The sequence below is a fragment of the Corynebacterium sp. UMB8791 genome, from assembly GCF_054166365.1.
In genome coordinates this window covers 44,946-62,857 of record NZ_JBSZCG010000157.1, presented here as the reverse complement: position 1 = coordinate 62,857, position 17,912 = coordinate 44,946, and the positions used below count along the sequence as shown (strand labels likewise).

Annotated in this window: 12 protein-coding genes; 7 read left to right on the top strand and 5 right to left on the bottom strand. The window is 59.5% G+C overall.

The window, feature by feature from the left end; genetic code table 11:
- Positions 1–81: 81 nt before the first annotated feature.
- The gene (locus ACXIUA_RS10815; RefSeq protein ID WP_256008601.1) at positions 82–606 is read right to left on the bottom strand and encodes a PepSY domain-containing protein; all 525 of its coding nucleotides are present in this window, start codon (positions 604–606) and stop codon (positions 82–84) included.
- A gap of 98 nt (positions 607–704) precedes the next feature.
- On the opposite strand from ACXIUA_RS10815, the gene trpB reads away from it, so the two are divergent.
- Positions 705–2,048 carry a tryptophan synthase subunit beta gene (gene trpB, locus ACXIUA_RS10810; protein ID WP_457976838.1) on the top strand — a complete coding sequence of 448 codons (1,344 nt, stop codon included), beginning with the start codon at positions 705–707 and terminating at the stop codon, positions 2,046–2,048.
- 1,063 nt (positions 2,049–3,111) lie between these two features.
- Here trpB and ACXIUA_RS10805 read toward each other — a convergent pair.
- Positions 3,112–3,360, bottom strand: coding sequence for a hypothetical protein (locus ACXIUA_RS10805; RefSeq protein WP_256021861.1), 249 nt, complete (start codon positions 3,358–3,360; stop codon positions 3,112–3,114).
- A 9-nt stretch (positions 3,361–3,369) separates the two neighbouring features.
- Positions 3,370–4,617, bottom strand: a complete 1,248-nt coding sequence (locus ACXIUA_RS10800; protein ID WP_284818149.1) for an inorganic phosphate transporter — start codon at positions 4,615–4,617, stop codon at positions 3,370–3,372.
- Between the two features lie 187 nt (positions 4,618–4,804).
- Here ACXIUA_RS10800 and ACXIUA_RS10795 point away from each other — a divergent pair, with 187 nt between their 5' ends.
- Complete coding sequence (locus ACXIUA_RS10795) at positions 4,805–6,100, top strand: Fic family protein (protein ID WP_457976837.1); 1,296 nt, start codon at positions 4,805–4,807, stop codon at positions 6,098–6,100.
- Between the two features lie 472 nt (positions 6,101–6,572).
- Here the strand turns inward: ACXIUA_RS10795 and ACXIUA_RS10790 are convergent, their stop codons facing one another.
- The gene (locus tag ACXIUA_RS10790; protein ID WP_256042061.1) at positions 6,573–6,800 is read right to left on the bottom strand and encodes a hypothetical protein; all 228 of its coding nucleotides are present in this window, start codon (positions 6,798–6,800) and stop codon (positions 6,573–6,575) included.
- 49 nt (positions 6,801–6,849) lie between these two features.
- A complete protein-coding gene (locus tag ACXIUA_RS10785) occupies positions 6,850–7,152 on the bottom strand; it encodes a hypothetical protein (protein WP_457976836.1) in 303 nt (100 codons plus the stop codon).
- Between the two features lie 254 nt (positions 7,153–7,406).
- Here ACXIUA_RS10785 and ACXIUA_RS10780 point away from each other — a divergent pair, with 254 nt between their 5' ends.
- The 5 genes from ACXIUA_RS10780 to ACXIUA_RS10760 all read left to right on the top strand — a co-directional run bounded on the left by ACXIUA_RS10780 (position 7,407) and on the right by ACXIUA_RS10760 (position 17,747).
- Complete coding sequence (locus ACXIUA_RS10780) at positions 7,407–8,885, top strand: anaerobic C4-dicarboxylate transporter family protein (RefSeq protein ID WP_457976835.1); 1,479 nt, start codon at positions 7,407–7,409, stop codon at positions 8,883–8,885.
- Between the two features lie 15 nt (positions 8,886–8,900).
- Positions 8,901–10,244: a M20 family metallopeptidase gene (locus ACXIUA_RS10775; RefSeq protein ID WP_457976834.1), complete on the top strand. Its 1,344-nt coding sequence runs from the start codon at positions 8,901–8,903 to the stop codon at positions 10,242–10,244.
- A gap of 588 nt (positions 10,245–10,832) precedes the next feature.
- Positions 10,833–11,063, top strand: coding sequence for a hypothetical protein (locus tag ACXIUA_RS10770; RefSeq protein WP_457976833.1), 231 nt, complete (start codon positions 10,833–10,835; stop codon positions 11,061–11,063).
- 230 nt (positions 11,064–11,293) lie between these two features.
- Positions 11,294–16,240, top strand: a complete 4,947-nt coding sequence (locus tag ACXIUA_RS10765) for a DEAD/DEAH box helicase (protein WP_457976832.1) — start codon at positions 11,294–11,296, stop codon at positions 16,238–16,240.
- A 7-nt stretch (positions 16,241–16,247) separates the two neighbouring features.
- Positions 16,248–17,747, top strand: a complete 1,500-nt coding sequence (locus ACXIUA_RS10760; protein ID WP_457976831.1) for an ATP-binding protein — start codon at positions 16,248–16,250, stop codon at positions 17,745–17,747.
- Positions 17,748–17,912 lie beyond the last annotated feature (165 nt).

Here is a 17,912-nt window from a genome sequence, read left to right as displayed (position 1 = left end):
CCACCCCTCCCCCACCAACGCAAAAACCCGGGCGGGTGCGTTGCTGCACCCACCCGGGTTTGACCCCGGTAGCGGTAATCCTTACTTCGCCGGCACGTTCACTTCGGCCAGGTCGGAGCCGTCCGGGTTATCGATGCTGACTTCCCACTGCAGCACGCCGTTGTCCTCGTCGAGCTCCGCGGAATCCAGGATGCCGTCGTGCTGGCCCAGCGCCTCCTTGATCGCGTCCTCGATCGCCACGGTTGCCTGGTCCGCCTTCGCGACGTCCTCAGCGTCGGTTTCGGATTCCTTTTCCATGACGTGGTTGCCGTCGACATGCAGCTCGACGATCTTGTCCTCTGCCGCGACCTTGACCTCGAAGGCGTTGGTGTTGTCCTCGCGGTCGATGGAGATGACGGTGCCGAATGGGCGCGCGGCCTCGATTGCCTCGTACGCGGCGTCGTTGGTGGCCTCGCCCGCGCTTTCCGACGCCGCAGCCGTGGTCGTCGTCGCCACCGTGGTCTCCGGAGCCTCCGTCACGGTCTTCGTTGCTGGCGCCTCAGTGCCGCCGTTCGAGCAGCCAGCGAGCAGTGCCGCCGCGGCCAAGACTGTCAGTGTGCGTTTCATGATTGCTCCTTCGTTCGGGTTCAGAAAGCCCCCACACTACCTGTTTTGGAGGTAGAGTGTCGCACAACAAAGGTTCACAAACGCGGAGGAAATTCACCATGACCGATGTGGAAAAGATTGAGCGCGACACGCTTCTACCTGCATATTTCGGAGAGTTCGGCGGGCAGTACGTTCCCGAGCCGCTCTACCCGGTGCTCGATCAGTTGGAGCGCGCCTTCGTCGAGGCCCGCGAGGACAAGGAGTTTCTCGACGAGCTCTCGCGCTTCCAAGCGAAGTTCCTCGGCCGACCGACTCCGGTCTATGAATGTGCCAACCTGCCGAGGGTTGGGTCGTCGAAAATTTTCCTGAAGCGTGAGGACCTCGCGCACGGCGGCGCCCACAAGGGCAACCAGGTGCTGGCGCAGGCGCTGATCGCGAAGCGGCTGGGCAAGAACCGTCTCATCGCGGAGACCGGCGCCGGCCAGCACGGCACCGCCACTGCCATGGTCGCAGCGCTGATGGGTATGGAGTGCACGATTTACATGGGCGCGCAGGACGTCGCTCGCCAGCAGCCGAACGTGCGCCGCATGCGCCTGATGGGTGCGACCGTCGTCCCCGTCACCAACGACACCGGCGGCTCCATGTCCAACGCCATCGACATCGCCCTGCAGGACTGGGTCGAGCACATCGACTCCACCCACTACGTCCTCGGCTCCGCTTGCGGCCCCCACCCATTCCCGACCCTGGTCAAGGAGTTCCAGTCCGTCATCTCCCGCGAGTCCCGCCAGCAGATGCTCGAGGACACCGGCCGACTCCCCGACGCCGTCATCGCCGCCGTCGGCGGCGGCTCCAACGCCATCGGCGCCTTCGCCGAATACCTCAAGGACGAGCCCGGCAACGCCGACGTCAAACTCATCGGCGTCGAACCCGCCGGCGAAGGCCTGGACACCGACCGCCACGGCGCGCCGCTCAACCACGGCAAGCTGGGCATCCTGCACGGCTCCCGCTCCTACATCGTCACAGGTCAGGACGGCGAAGTCCTCCCAGAGTCCTTCTCCGTCTCCGCCGGCCTGGACTACCCAGGCGTCGGCCCCGAGCACGCCTACCTCCGCGAGATCGGCCGCGCCCAATACGTCGCCGTCACCGACGAAGACGCCCTCCAGGCCTTCCGCCTGCTCTCCCGCTACGAGGGCATCATCCCCGCCCTCGAGTCCTCCCACGCCCTGGCCTACGCCCTCAAGCTGGCCGAAGTCGCCGACGCCGACGGCCACGAGCTCAACCTGCTGGTCAACCTGTCCGGCCGCGGCGACAAGGACCTCGACTACGTCTACAACATCCTCGGCGACCAACTCTTCGACGACCCCGAGCAAGCCCCCATCGGCGACCTCCACATCAGCGAGGTCCTCGCCTCCATGACCAGCTCCTCCAACGAACGCGAGGCCGGCCACACCGTCGCCCACTAGTTTTGGGCTGTTTGCTGTGACGTTTGGGCCCCTTCGCTGCTAGCGTGGGGGCCTTTTTCTTTGCTTTCGGCGCGCCTGTGAGTTGCCTGTGCGTTCCCCGTGCACCACTTTCGGTTTTGGCCATTGCGGCGACCTGGGCTTTTCCACGCGGCCCCTCCTAAAACCCTGGAATCTGGTGCGCGCCTCCTCGCGGCAGTGCCAAAGGACGCAATTCCATCTGCCAGATCCGGCAAAAGCCCAGGTCGCGAAAAAGGGGTTGCGTCCTTTGGCACTCACTCGGTTGGGGGACACCACATTCCCTCCCGCCCAACCTGCGACCTGGTCTTTTGCCCAGGTGCCCTCCCAAAATCCTGGAATCTGGTGCGCACTCCCTCACCAACACAAAAACCCGCACCCCCAGCCATAAAGACCTAGGGGTGCGGGCTCAAACCCATTTGCAATTATGCCCGTGGAAGGACTGCGAGCGGTAGCACGTCGATGCCGGTGGCAACGCCGTTGTTCTCGTCGCGGAACCACGTGCGGATTTGGTTGATCAACTGCATCATGTGGGTCCCTCCTTTCAAAGTGTGAAGGTTGTTAACCTTCTGTTCACGTTGAGGTAACTCTAGGGCCACACAATTAGTTTGTCAACACCCACTATTGGCGTGTCGCAGGTATTTCTGGAACGAGTCCCGGTGGCCAGCACACTCATTTCCCCAGGCTTGAACCGAAGGGCAACAACTCGTCTATAATGGGGTATGACATGAAGTCGCCCAACGCCTCCATGTCAGCGTAAAGGCGAAGCCCCTCACCCGCCGGCAAGCAAAGTGAAGGGCTTCGTGAGACTAGCGAGTTGGCCACTAACGCCATAAAGGTCCGGATCGTAATCGCACCGATTGCTTTCCGGACCTTCCCTCATTCTCGTGCAGTCAGGATCTACGGCTGAACCGCAGAAGTACCTCCCAACCCATTTAAAGCGTGGGATTAGAAGCGTGCGATGCAGGTCGCGCATTCGCACTGGCCAAGGACGGTTTCTGGCTACCAGCATGGCCCTGCCCTTTAACACCTCGACCGGAACGAAAACCTACAGGAACGGGTACGGGTCCCACCCGGTGAAGTATTCGATCCGTTCGCGCGCGATCAGCAAAATGGCGGCCACCACGGCCACGAGCACAACGGCCAAAAAGGCCCACCCAACGAAACGCCGCACCCCGCTCGCCGCCGTGCCGTCTTCGTCCGGGGAGAGGAAGTGGATGGCCATGGAGAACAGAGTCGGCAGTCCGGCGCCGAGGAGCATGCCTACGCCGAGGACCATGAGTAGTGATTTCAGCATTGGTGTCTCCTATTTGCCCAGGTGGTGGTTGAGTCCGTGGGTGGTGTCGACGATGTGCGCGGGCCCGGTCGGTCCGGTTTGGGGGCCTTCGGGGCCGTCGATTGGGTCCCAGTCGTCGTTGACGTTGTCGCGGTGCACAGGCTGCAGTTGCGCGCGGTAGAACATGTAGCCGCCGCCAATTGCGAGGATGACGGTGAGGAGGATGCCTCCCCAGACGAGGTCGCCTCCAATTGTCGACGCCCACTTCGCCACCCACCACGTGACGAAGGAGATGGCTGCCGCGATCGGCAGTGTGGTGATCCAGGCGAGTGCCATCCTTCCGGCGACTCCCCAGCGCACTTCACCTTTCGGGCCCGTCAGGCCTGAGCCCATGATGGATCCGGTGGCGACGTGGGTCGTCGATAGTGCCATGCCGAGGTGGGAGGAGGTCAGGATGATTGCCGCGGAGGATGTTTCGGCGGCGAGGCCCTGTGGCGGGTGGATTTCGACGAGCCCTTTGCCCAGCGTGCGGATGACGCGGAACCCGCCCGAGTAGGTGCCGATGGCGATGGCCAGGGCGCACGCTGCTTGGATCCAGAAGGGCATGGTGTGGTCGGCGTCGAATTGCCCGGCGGCGACCATGGCGAGGAAGATGACGCCCATGGTTTTCTGGGCGTCGGACGTGCCGTGTGCGAGCGCGACGAGCGACGCGGTGCCGACCTGCCCCCAGCGGAAGTAGGTGTCGCGGTGTTCGTGTTCGGCGTTGGCGGTGAGTCGGTAGACCAGCCACGTCGCGACGGCCGCGATGATCCCCGCGACGAACGGCGCGAACACGGCCGGCAGGATGATTTTGTCCAGGACGCCTTCCCAGACGACGCCTCCCCACCCGATTGCCGCGATCGCCGCGCCGATCAGTCCGCCGAACAGCGCGTGCGAGGACGAGGACGGGATCCCGTATAGCCACGTGAACAGGTTCCACATGATGGCGCCGGTCAGCCCGGCGAACACCACGAGCAGCAGCTTTTCGGATTCGATGGTGTCGGTCAGGTCGAACCCGTCCAACTTCACGATGCCACTCGCCACCGTCTTCGCCACCGCCACCGACAGGAACGCACCTATTAAATTAAGGACGCCCGCGAGCGCCACCGCCGTTTTCGGCTTGAGCGCCCCCGTCGCGATGGATGTGGCCATCGCGTTCGCCGTGTCGTGAAAACCGTTCGTGAAGTCGAAGAACAGTGCCACGGCGATAATCAGAATCAGAAGGATAGTGATACTCACAACCTGGCATTATTCTCCTCCCCCGCCGGGAATGAAACTCTTTTCCACTTTTTACCTATTGTTCACCTCCCACCAGGCCTTTTCCCAGCCCGTCCGCCGGTTGTTCACCTTCTGGGGGCTGGCGTGGGGGTGTGTTCGTGTTAGAGTCTGTGCCAATGAGGACACGCCGAGTTTGGGGAGGCGCATAGTGGACGAATCTGCTGCGTACGCTCCTTTTCCGACGTTTGCTGAGTGGTCCAACCAGGCGAATGGGCATGGGGCGTTTGAGCGACTTGCTGCCGAGTTTCGGCGTTTTGGGGCGGAGCAGCGTGCTCGCTATTCGCGTGAGTCGACGCGCTTTGCTGCCGTCGATACGAATGCGATTGAGGGGGTGTTTCGTTCGGATCGTGGTTTTACGTATTCCGTGGCGAAGCAGGCGCATGGTTGGGAATCGGCGATGGAGGAGCGCGGTGTCCATGTGCGGCCGTCGTTTGAAGCGGCGATGGACGGCTACAACCTGGCGCTTGATGTGGCTACGGGCCGTTGGCCGTTGACGGAGTCGTTGATCCGTCGCCTGCACGAAACGATCATGGCGAGCCAGGACGAATATGAGGTCAGGGTGCTGGTTGCTGGTGAGCTTCGTCGCCAGAAGCAGCCACTGCAGCGTGGCGTGTATAAGTCCCAGCAGAATTCCCCGGTGCGCCCGGATGGTTCGCAGCATGTGTATGCGTCCCCGGAGGAGACGCCGAGTGAGATGCGGCGGCTGGTGGAGCAGTGTCGTTCGGATGAGTTTGTGGCGGCGCATCCGGTGGTGCAGGCGTCGTATGCGCATTATGCGTTTGTGTGCGTGCACCCGTTTGCTGATGGCAATGGGCGTGTGGCGCGGGCGTTGGCGTCGGTGTTTTTGTACCGGGATCCCGGCATCCCCCTCGTCATTTTCGACGACCAAAAGCACCACTACTACGACGCCCTCGAGAGCGCCGATGCGGGTGTGTTCCGCCCGTTCATTGACTTCATTGAGCAGCGGGCGATTGACACGATGAACGTCGCGATGGTCGAACTCGGCGGCACGGATGACGTCGATTCCGCCCTCGCTGACCTCGGCGATGCCTCCGCGCTCCGCCTCGCGGACATGGTGTTCACGGAGCTCGAGCGCCAGTTCGGTGCACTCCAGCACCCTCTTTTCGACGCCACCATCGCCCGCACCTGCACCACCCCAACCTGGACCGACGCTGACGGCTTTTCCTTCTCCCTCACGCCAACCTCATCTTCCGGCTCCCAGGTGACCGCGAACTTTAGCGTGTTCGCCAACCCGCAGGCCACCGATCGCCCCGAATACATCGTGGCTTGTACGTATGCGCAGCCATCTGGTCGTCCTGGTCCACGGAACCTGGAAGTGTTTCGTCGCGAGCTCACCCCGGACATCAGCCTGAGCCTGACTGCCCGCATCCGCGCCTGGTCGGCAGCCGTACTCGCCGACGCGGTGCGGGCGTTCAAGGGGTAGCTCACCCCTGGCAGCTCACCACGGCAACCCCACAAACACGAACGGCACGACCTCTGTGCATTCAAAGCGTTCGATTAGAAGCGTGCGATGCAGGTCGTGCTTTCTCACCCAGCCCGGCCGATTTTCGCCGACCAGCGTCGCACTCCTTAAAGCCCACGCTTTTAACCCGGCTCGAGAGGGCACCCGAAGTACCAGAGTGGCTAAGAGGGCTTCCTGAACATTAGCTGTGCACCACAATCCCCGACGTGACGGCAGTGACCTGGGCAAATAGAACGTCGGCAAACAGGAAACCCGGATTTTGGTGCGCCACCGGCCAAACCCAAGCCGGAACACGAAAAACTCCCCTACCAGCACCCTGGAGGGGAGTTTGTGAAGTGTATTAGAACTTCAGCAGGCCTACCTGCTTCGCGCCGAAGGCCAGTGCGCCCAGGCCGGTTGCCGCGACGGCGATCCAGGTGATGATCCAGCCTGCCTACGTAGCCTTATATGCTTCCTCGCCTGAGGATCCGGCCTTGAGTGAGCCGGCAGCCATCTTGCCAGCACCTTCCGTGTTAGGGACGGGGCCAGTTCCATTGACGGCCCAAAGGCCAATGAGTTTACCTACTTCATACGCAACGTCCTGTTCTTCCGCCTGTGCTGGCGCTGCTGCGAGGGACATGGCGGTTGCGGCAGCGAGGGTTGCTGCGGTGATGCGCTTCATTGCGTTCTCCTAGTTGGTGTCGTGAATTACTTGTGGGCAGTTTGTGGGTTTAGCGTGGCAGCGGGATGGTGCCGGCAGGGAGGACACCCGCAGCCTGTGCAACCAGGCCGATGATGCCCAGGCCACTTGCGGCGACTGTTGCCCAAAGCACGAACCAGCCGAACTGAGTCCAGTTGTAGGCGTCCTCAACGCTTGAGCCCGCGTTCGTCGAGCCGTTGATCGTTTTTAGGGACGATGCAATTGCGCCTTCAGTGTCTGGGATGAAAATCTCGGCGTTTGCTGGCGCAGCGGAGATGCCTCCGGCAATGGACGCTGCGGCGGCCGCAACGGCGATAGTGCGCTTCACGTTCATAGGAACTCCTCAGTGAATTAGTGGGAAAAATACAGATCGCCTTTATTTAACCCCCCAATCATTTGTCAAGTTTGGGCCGGTCAGCGGCCGAGCCTAAAGATCGCCGTCAGCCCCGCCCGCGCGCGCAAAATACCACTCTCCAGCCATTCATTGGTGTGACTTTTCTCATGTAATTAGTTTCTGAATAAATATTTATTTTGCCTATTTCAAACTTAAGATAGATAAATATATGACATACCGCTAAGGAGATTCTTATGGCATGGATTTTACTTGCCGAACTTGCGGTAATGCTGGCGTGCATCTGGTTGGGTTCACGGCACGGTGGCATCGCCCTCGGCTTCTGGGGAGGCATCGGCCTTCTCATTCTGACATTTGTTTTTCGAGAGACACCGGCAAAGCCGCCTGTGGACGTGATGCTGATCATCCTGGCAGTCACGTGCGCGACAGCGACGATGCAAGCTGCTGGTGGTATTGATTTCTTCGTCCGGATGGCGGAGAAGATCATTAAGCGTTACCCGGAGCGCATCACGTTTATTGCTCCGATGGTGGCGTATATTTTCACGTTCGCTGCTGGTACCGGCCACATTTTGTACCCACTGTTGCCGGTTATTCACGATACGGCGCTTCGCAACGGTATCCGCCCCGAGCGTCCAATTTCAGTCAGTGTTGTTGCAAGTTTGCAGGGCATTACTGCGTCCCCGGTGTCGGCTGCGATGGCTGCGTTCATTGTGGTGGTTGAGGGCGCGGGCTATTCACTTCCGAAGATTATGCTGATCGCGGTGCCGGCGACGATCGTCGGTGTGCTGGTCGCTTCGCTTGTGATGTTGCGGTACGGCAAGGAGTTGGAGGATGATCCGGAGTTCCAACGCCGTGTGGCAGCTGGTGAGGTTGAGGACATCCCGCTTCTCGTGAAGGCGCAGCGTAAGGCAAAGCGGGAGAAGATCTCGGTTGAGCAGGCGAAGGATCAGATCCTGGCTTCCTCAAAGGGCTCCGTGGCGGTGCTTGAGGAGACCGAAGGGGCGTCGGCAAGTATTGGTGCCGACGGCCGTCTCGAGGAGGACGTCACCGCTGAGAAGAATGGTGCACGGCCGGGTTCCCCGCGGATCACTGCTGCGATCTTCCTGGTAACAGTCGTGCTTGTCGTGCTCTTTGGCGCAATTCCAGCACTTCGTCCTCCAGGGGAGGAAGGAAAGCCGTTGAGTATTGCGGTGCTGTTGCAGATTCTGATGCTCTCGGCAGCAGCGATCATGGTTGCGGTGACGCACGTGAAGGTCGGCGCGGTTGCTACCTCTTCTATTGCGAGGACCGGTTTGATCGCGATTGTGGGTATTTTCGGCCTCGCGTGGCTGGGCCTCACAGTTATTGAGGCGAATGAAGACTTTATCGTCGGCGGTCTTGAGGGTCTTGTTTCGCAGTACCCATGGATGTTCGCTATTGCCCTGTTTGCGTGCTCGATTGTGCTGTTCTCGCAGGCGTCGACAACACGCACGTTGATGCCGCTTGGTCTTTCCCTTGGGCTCGCGCCGGGTCTGTTGGCTGGTATGTGGCCGGCCGTCAACGGCGCATTCTTCCTGCCGACGTACGGCACGATCGTTGCGGCGATCAACTTCGACCGGACTGGTACTACCCGAATCGGAAAATTTGTATTCAATCACTCGTTCATGCTGCCGGGCGTAGTGGCGATCGTCGCCGCTGTCGCTACAGGCATGGCACTTGGCTCCATATTTGGTTAAAAGAAAGGAATCATTATGTGCGATATGCACGAACCAACTCCCCCGAACCCGGCATTTACGCAGCATCTCGCTGCAGAGACGCAGATCGCTAAGGAGACAATGCGCTACCATGCGCCGACGGCTGAAGGTGCGCCGAAGGAGCTGTGCGATCGGCTCGAAGAGCTTGTCGACGCCCACTCCGACACCATCATCGGTCTGTCTCAATATCTTCACGCGAACCCAGAAACCGCATTTGAGGAATACGGTTCGGTGAAGCGCATCGCTGAGATCCTCAAGGAGCACGACCTCGACGTCGAGGTCGGCGTCTACGGAGTAGAGACCGCGTTCGAGTCCCACCTCGTCAACGGGGATGGCCCAACAATCGCGATCCTGTCCGAGTACGACGCACTCCCCGAGATCGGGCACGCTTGCGGCCACAACGTGATGGCTGCGACCGGCCTGGGCGCCTACCTTGCCCTGGCAGCCCTCGTCCGGGAGAACCCGGATGCGTTCAAGGGCACCGTGAAGTACATCGGCACCCCAGCTGAGGAAGGCTCGTCGGGCAAGGAAGTCATGGCCCGCGGCGGCGCATTCAAACCAGAAGATATGGATGCGTGCATCATGGTCCACTCCTACGGCTACGACTTGGCGGACCAGGTCTGGCTCGGACGCCGCGTACTGAACGTCACCTTCCATGGCGTTGCCGCCCACGCTTCCTCGCAGCCGTTCATGGGCCGAAATGCGCTTGACGCTGCAGCAATGACGTACCAAGGCCTCGCGGTGCTGCGCCAGCAGGTTCCGCCATCAGATAGGATCCACGCGATCATCACGAAGGGCGGCACCCGCCAATCCATCATCACTGAGGAAGCGGAGATGAAGTTCTACGTCCGCTCCAAGTACCCAGACACGCTGAAGGACCTTTCGCGACGCGTCGAAAACGTGGTGAAGGGTGCCGCGCAGATGACCGATTGTGGCGTCGACATCGAATGGGACTACAGCCCCGCAACCCTCGGCGTTCGTGCGAACGACCAACTGGTTTCCCGCTGGGTCGAGGCACAGCGTCGCCGTGGCCGCGAGCCACTGCCTCGTGGCGTCGTGTCCGAGATCCTGGCCGCATCGACGGACTTCGGCAACGTCTCGTACCGCGTGCCGGGCATCCACCCGCTGATCAAGGTCGCGAACGAGGACCAGGCGCTGCACACCCGCGAGTTCGAGGCATCCGTCGGCACCGAGAAGGGCGACCGCGGTGCAGTCGACGGCGCCTACGGGCTGGCTCAAGTCGCGCTGGACTTCCTTACTGACGCTGACCTGCGCAAGGCAGTGAAAGACGAATTCGAAGCTGCAGGCGGCTCCATCGACGTCGAGCACTACTTCGACTAACGGACTTCGACTAACAGCCAGAACCTCGACGGGCGACACCCAAGGGATTGGGTGTCGCCCTTCTTGGGTTGGTGGGGCGGTGCTGCATTGCTTGCCAACGTTCTGCAGATCAACGGTGGACTGCTTTTCGGCGCCGGCTTCGCCCAAAAATCAAAGCCCCCCTCTCATATGACGCTGTTCTGACGGGAAGCTCGGAGGGGGTTTCTGTCGTGATGAGTATAGGCCATGCGGTGGGCGCCATGGGAAAAGGACGCTCCCTTCGATATACCTCGGAGGGAACGCCTTTAAAAGAGGAATGGGAGTACAGGTAAAAGTATGTTTCGGTGAGAGCACCGGGCATGAGCAGTTACGTGATTCCCATTTGCAGACCCGATGCTAGCATTCAAATGCAGGTGAGTTGAGTTAAGCGTCCAGCTTCTTCGCATCGAGGCGACGAACGGCATGGACCTTACTGCTCACGGAAGAAACTCAGTGTGAGCCACGGATTCTCGGCTTCAAACAAAACTTGTCGGTACCGGGACCGCTACCAAAGCAGCGAACGTTTTCGGCGCACGTTGCCTGTTGAGCATGATTCGAAAGGTGTTTCTTGTGGATTCCTCCAAATACCCGTCAGATGAAGAATTCCTTGCACTTCTGAAATTGATGCGCGAAGAGATTTCCCCGGAACTGGCCCCGGTAACTCTGGACTGGGTCTCAGCCCTGCAGTTGGAAACGGAGGGGTTTCTGGCAATCGGTGGGTCCTTGACCGCGAAGCGTCTCGCGCTGTCGCTGATCCAAGTTCTTGGGAGATTTGAATACGAGTACGGGCACCGCCAATAATCACGTTGCCAATGTCTAGGGCCTCAGCTTTTTGACGACCCACCCCACCACTCCCATCTGCAATTCTGTTCACAAAATCCCGACTCTTGTCTTGATGCCTATATCTCCCCACCAAACCAGCTAGATTAATACGCGGACCCCTCCTGCAGAGGGCTCCGCCCCACGGGCTCTGCTCCCAGGCCGTCCACCTAGTTCCCACGTTCCCGTTCAGATTTGGCAGGTTATTCCTAATGGCAACCTTTAGCGACGTTCTTGATCAGCTCCGTGAGAATCAGCCGCAGGGCAAGTATGGGCTTGCGTTTGAGAAGTTGATGGTGAATTTCTTCCGGACGGATCCGACGTTGGCGCCGGAGTTTGATCAGGTGTACCGCTGGGTTGATTGGCCGTTTAATGGGGGCAAGGCGGATACGGGGATTGATTTGGTTGCGCGCCGGGTGGAGGACGGCCGGTGGGTGGCTATTCAGTGTAAGTTTTACCTGCCTACGACGCATATTCAGAAGGGGCAGCTGGATTCGTTTTTTGAGGCGTCGGGGCGTTCGTTTTCTACGGAGAAGGGCGTTGAGTTTTTTGCTCAGCGTTACATTATCTCGACGACGGATTTGTGGTCGAGTCATGCTGAGGAGGCGTTGCGGAATCAGCAGATTCCGGTGAGCCGTATTGGGTTTTCGGATATTCAGCATTCTCCGGTGAATTGGGATGTGGTGTTTCCTGGTTCGGAGATTGAGGTGCATTTGACGCGCCGGGAGACGTTTGAGCCGCGTCCGCATCAAGCGACAGCGATTGAGAAGACGCTGGAGGGGTTCAAGACGCATGATCGCGGCAAGCTGATTATGGCGTGTGGTACGGGGAAGACGTTTACGGCGTTGCGCTTGGCGGAGCGTGTTGCGCAGGAGAATAACGGTAAGGCACGGATCTTGTTCTTGGTGCCGTCGATTGCGTTGTTGTCGCAGTCGTTGAAGGAGTGGACGGCGCAGGCGACGATGGATTTGAAGGCATTCGCGGTGTGCTCCGATAGTAAGGCGGGGAAGCAGGCGGAGGATATTGCGGCGCATGATTTGGAAGTGCAGGTGTCTACTTCTGGGGCGGATATTGCGGCGCGGTATGAGCGGGGGAAGCGTGCGAAGGCGCTGAATGTGGTGTTTTCTACGTACCAGTCGATTCAGGCGGTGCATGATGCGCAGCAGCTGGGGTTGGAGGATTTTGACCTTATTATTTGCGATGAGGCGCACCGCACGACGGGTGTGACGCTGGCCGGCGAGGACGAGTCGAACTTTGTGAAGGTGCATGATCCGGAGTTCATTCGTGCGTCGAAGCGTTTGTATATGACGGCGACGCCGCGCTTGTTCGATGAGAGCGTGAAGGATAAGGCGGTGCAGCATTCGGCGGAGTTGGCGTCGATGGACGATGAAGCTGTGTATGGCCCTGAGTTGCACCGTTTGGGGTTCGGGGAGGCCGTCGAGAAGGGGTTGCTCACGGATTATCGCGTGCTTGTGATGACGGTGGATGAGGATGTCGCGGCTGAGGCGATGGCGTTGCGCACGCATGAGGGCATGAACTTGACGACGGCCTCTGCGATGATCGGCGCGTGGAATGGTTTGGCGAAGCGTTCGGGGGGTTTGCAGGGCAAGAAGGGCGGCTTTGATGAGGATGCGGAGCCGATGCGTCGTACGGTGGCGTTCGCGAAGGATATTAAAACGTCGAAGTTGATTGCGGAGAGTTTCCCGGCGTTGGTGTCCTCGCATCAGCAGCTGCTTCGGGAGCACGCAGTGTTGAATGATGTTTCGCTGCACAATGTGGATTTGGAGGTTGCGGCGCAGCATGTGGATGGCAGCATGAATGCGCTGGAGCGGGGCAATAAGATTTCGTGGCTAGAGGCGGATATTCCGGCGAATGAGACCCGTGTGCTGACGAACGCTCGGTGCCTTTCCGAGGGTGTCGACGTCCCCGCCCTCGACTCGGTGGTGTTCTTCAACCCGCGTAATTCGATGGTGGACGTGGTGCAGTCCGTGGGCCGCGTCATGCGGAAGTCGGAGGGCAAGGACTACGGCTACGTGATTTTGCCGGTGGCTGTGCCGCCGGGGGTGTCGCCGTCGGAGGCGCTGAACGATAACCAGCGTTTCAAGGTCGTGTGGCAGATCCTGAACGCCTTGCGTGCGCACGATGATCGTTTCAACGCCAAGGTGAACTCGATTGGCTTCAACGAGGGCAACATTTCGGAGCTTCCCCTCGACGTTGATCACGTGACAAAGCCGAACGACAAGGTCAAAGAACTCGACGAGAATGACGCCCAGCCGTATGACGACAGCTCGAACGTTGTGGAGCAGATCGCGTTGTTCTCGCTTGAGCAGTGGCAGGAGGCGATCTACACCAAGCTGGTGGACAAGGTGGGCACCCGCACCTACTGGGAGGATTGGGCCGACGATGTCGCCGTGATCGCGGAGAACCAGATCACTCGCATCAACAAATTACTGGAAAACGCGAGCCCGAAACTGCGCGGTGAGTTCGACACGTTCGTGGAGGGACTGCGCGGCAACCTCAACGACTCAATCTCTGAGGACGAGGCAATCAGCATGCTCTCGCAGCACCTGATTACCGCCCCGGTGTTCGACGCGCTGTTCAGCGAGCACAACTTCGCCGCCCACAACCCGGTCTCCCAGGTCATGCAGCGCATGGTCGACGCGCTCGACGATAGTGACCTGGATGCTGAGACTGATTCGCTGGAGAAGTTCTACGCCTCGGTGCGTGTGCGCGCCTCCGAGGTCACGAGCGCGTCCGGGAAGCAGCAGGTGATCAAGGAGCTCTACGAGCGCTTCTTCCAAAAAGCGTTCAAGCGCGACGCCGACAAGCTGGGCATTGTCTACACCCCGGTAGAGATCGTGGACTTTATCCTGCGCGCCGCCGACGATGTGTCGAAGCAACACTTCGGCCGCGGCTTGAGCGATGAGAGCGTGCATATTTTGGATCCGTTTACAGGCACGGGCACGTTTATGGTGCGCCTGTTGCAATCCGGGTTGATTGATCCGAAGGATCTGGCGCGCAAGTACGCCAACGAGTTGCACGCCACCGAGATCATGCTGCTTGCCTACTACGTGGCGGCGGTGAATATCGAGACGACGTTTAACGCGTTGCAGGCCGAGGCCGCACAACGCGAAGGCCTGCCGGAGCCGGAGTATGTGCCGTTTGAGGGCATCGCGCTTGCAGATACGTTCCAGATCCACGAGGAAGGCGACATCCTGGATCTGACGGTATTTAAGAACAACAACGAGCGCATCGTCCGGCAGAAGGAAGCCCCCATCAATGTCATCTTGGGCAACCCGCCGTACTCGGTAGGTCAGACGAGTGCGAACGATAACAACGCGAATGTGAAATATCCGACGCTGGATGCACGCATCGCGGAGACGTACGCAGCGAAGTCAACGGCGACGAATAAGAACTCCCTGTACGACTCGTATTTGCGCGCGTTCCGGTGGGCGACGGATCGGATTGGGGATCAAGGTGTTGTGGCGTTTGTGTCGAACGGTGGCTGGGTAGATGCCAATACTGGTGACGGAATCCGTCTGTCGCTCGCTGAAGACTTCAACGACGTGTACGTATTCAACCTGAGGGGGAATCAGCGTACAGCAGGTGAACAGTCGCGCAAGGAGGGCGGCAAGGTATTCGGTTCTGGGTCGCGCAATACCGTTGCGATCACCATCGGGGTCAAGGATCCGAAGAAGTCGGGGTTCGAGTTGCATTACCGCGACATTGGAGATTACCTGTCGGCAGAGGAAAAGCTTGCAATTGTCGATTCGTCGACGATTGGGAATATTGAATGGCGTTCAATTACCCCGAACAAGCACGGTGATTGGTTGAACCAGCGCAGTGATGATTTTGCAACCTGGCCTGTCATCGGTGAGAAGAAGGGAACTTCGGCTAAGTTCTTTTCAGTTCATTCCCGTGGCCTAGAAACTTCAAGAGATGCTTGGATGTACTCGCATGCGAAGAACAAACTAAATGATCAGGTTACGAAGCTCAGCAAGAATTACAACGAAGTTGTCGAAGCATTTTCTTCAGTTTCTTCAAATTACGCGGGTCGTGGTGAGGCACGGGTTGCCGAGTTCTTGAAGCAGAATCCTCAGTACTCTGACCCTTCATTTGTGAAGTGGAGCAGGAGTTTGCGAAACGCTGCGTCCAAGGGCGTATCCGTGGAAGTCCATCAAGAACAGATCATTCCTTCCTTGTATCGCCCATTTTCATCACAATTCCTGTACTTTGATGCGGTACTCAACCACGAGCGATCACAGATGCCGTCGATGTTCCCGACCCCAGCGCATCAAAACATTGGTTTTGGAGTGTGTACCGCCTCCACAAGGACTCCGTTTTCTCTGATTGCGTCAGACTTGCTGCCTAATCTAAGTGTTTTCGTGGATCCAGTGCAGTTCTTCCCCCGGTTCACCTGGGAACCCGTGGCTGCTGAAGATGGCGGGTTGTTTGGCGAAGGGGCGTCGATAAGCGAGGGTGAGTCCTCGATGTATGGGCAGGTCGGTGAGGTTGTTGCTGGGTATGTGCGCAAGGACAACATCACTGACGAGATCAAGGCGCTCTACCGTGACGCGCTGGGCGCGGATGTCACTGGTGACGATATCTTCCACTTTGTCTACGGCAAGCTGCACGACCCGAACTATCGGGAGACGTACGCGGCGGATTTGAAGAAGATGCTGCCACACATCGAGACGCCAGGTTCGCGGGAAGAGTTCGACAAGTTTGCGCGCGTCGGCAAGGAACTGATGGACCTGCACGTTGGGTATGAGGATGTGGAGCCGTACCCGCTGGACATCGCGGTCCAGGGCGACGAGTCCGACCCGGATACCTGGCGTGTGTTGAAGATGAAGTGGGCGCGCAAGAAGGACCCGGAGACGGGCAAGAACGTCAACGACGTAACCAAGCTGATCTACAACAAGCGCGTGACCATCACCGGTATTCCAGCTGAGGCTGACGAGTACATGCTTGGGTCGCGCTCTGCGCTGGCGTGGTTGATTGACCGCTACCAGGTGAAGCGGGATAAGGCGTCCGGGATTGTGAATGACCCGAATGATTGGTCCGATGAGGTGGGCAACCCGCGCTACATCGTTGACCTGATTGGTAAGGTCACGCGCGTCGCGGTGGAAACTGTACGGATCGTGGAGGGGCTGAGGTAGTTCACGGATGCGTTCCCGAGAGATCTCGAACGACATTGAACACGTCGTTGCCCTCCCACCCACCGAGGGAATCCACCACGCCCTCGGGGCGAACCATGACCTGGTGACGGGCCTCGATGAGCTGATCGATAATGCCATCGACGCGCACGCCCAAAACGTGGTGCTGCACTTCCACGTCGACGGGTTCCGCCTGGTGCAGATCGGCATCCACGACGACGGCACCGGCATGTCCTTGCAGGAGATGCAGGAGATCCTGCGTCTCGGCGGGCACCAGGCACGCAACAAAAAGAACATCGGCCGGTACGGGATGGGCATGAAAGAGGGCTCGTTCAGTAACGCGGAGATCGTCACCGTGGTGTCGCGCCAACGCGGCCAGCACTCGGCCGGCTACGAGCTGCGCAAAGGAAGTTTCGATGCCGGCGTCTTGGGCGAGCGCTCCATCATGGACGTCTGGAACCTCCGCGCAGACATGCTCACGCTCAAGCACGGAACCAGCATCGTGTGGAACAGCCTCACCGACGTGTACCGGGGTGAGGACGAAGCGCAAGGCCTCGGCTTCATCTCCAGCACGCTGGAGAAGGTACGCCGCCACATCGGTATCCGGTACCACCGCTTCCTCGAGCGCGGCGACCTCAACGTGTCCATGTTCACCCGCTGGGACGACGCAGACTGGGCGCCGAACCCCGCAGTAAAGCCGATCAACCCCGTCGGCTACAGCCGCCCAGCGCGCAAAGACTACCCGCGCACACTCACCGTCGGCGGGAAGCCAGGCGCCCCGGGTGTGACCGCCCACATCTGGACCAACCGCTCCACGAAGGACGAGTTCATCCTCGAAGGCAAAGATGCGATGGGCCACCAGGGCTTCTACTTTTACGACGCCGACCGCCTCCTCACCAGCGGCGGCTGGAGCGGCTTCCGCCGCAACAGCAAGGACACGAAGCTGCTTCGCATCATTATCGACGACCCACAAGTGATCAACGAGTACGTCATGGTGAGCCCACAGAAGCGTTCCGTGCGCCTGAGTGAGGGCTTCCACAGGTTCATCGATTCCCTCCGGGACGTCGAAGATTCGGAACATACGTTCGATGACGTCTGCGCCGACGCGCGCGACGTCCTCCGGGAGTCCAACCAGAAGTCAGGAAACGCCGATCAGATCTCAGAGGCAGGCGTCGGCATCGCCCCGGAGGTGAAACGCGCAGTTGAGGAGCATGCGCGCCTCCGCTTCACCGACCCAATCGACATCAAATACAAGCAGCTTCCGGGCAACGATTTCGTCGAAATCGATCAGCCCAACCACTGCATCTACATCAACGCGAAGTACCGCAAACTCATCAATCCTGGCAGGGGCTCGCTCAATGACGCGCCGATTGTCAAGACGCTGTTGTACCTTCTCTTTAACGATGCCGCCGTCCAAAAACGAACCAAGAAGTCGAATGCGAACGTGGAAGTGTGGAACGCCCTTCTCACCGCCGCAGCGCAAGCAGAAACGAATAGTAGGAGCGAATAATGGATTTCAGCAATATTAAGAACGCGATCTCAGATCTGTATGACGCACGAAGTCTTCGCGTCCGCCCTGCGATTCATCAGGGAGTTAGTCTTGCCCCCGTGGGTCCTTACCGGGGTTGCAACGGTCGGTGGTGACGTCAACGCTGACGGCACCAACTCAGGCAAC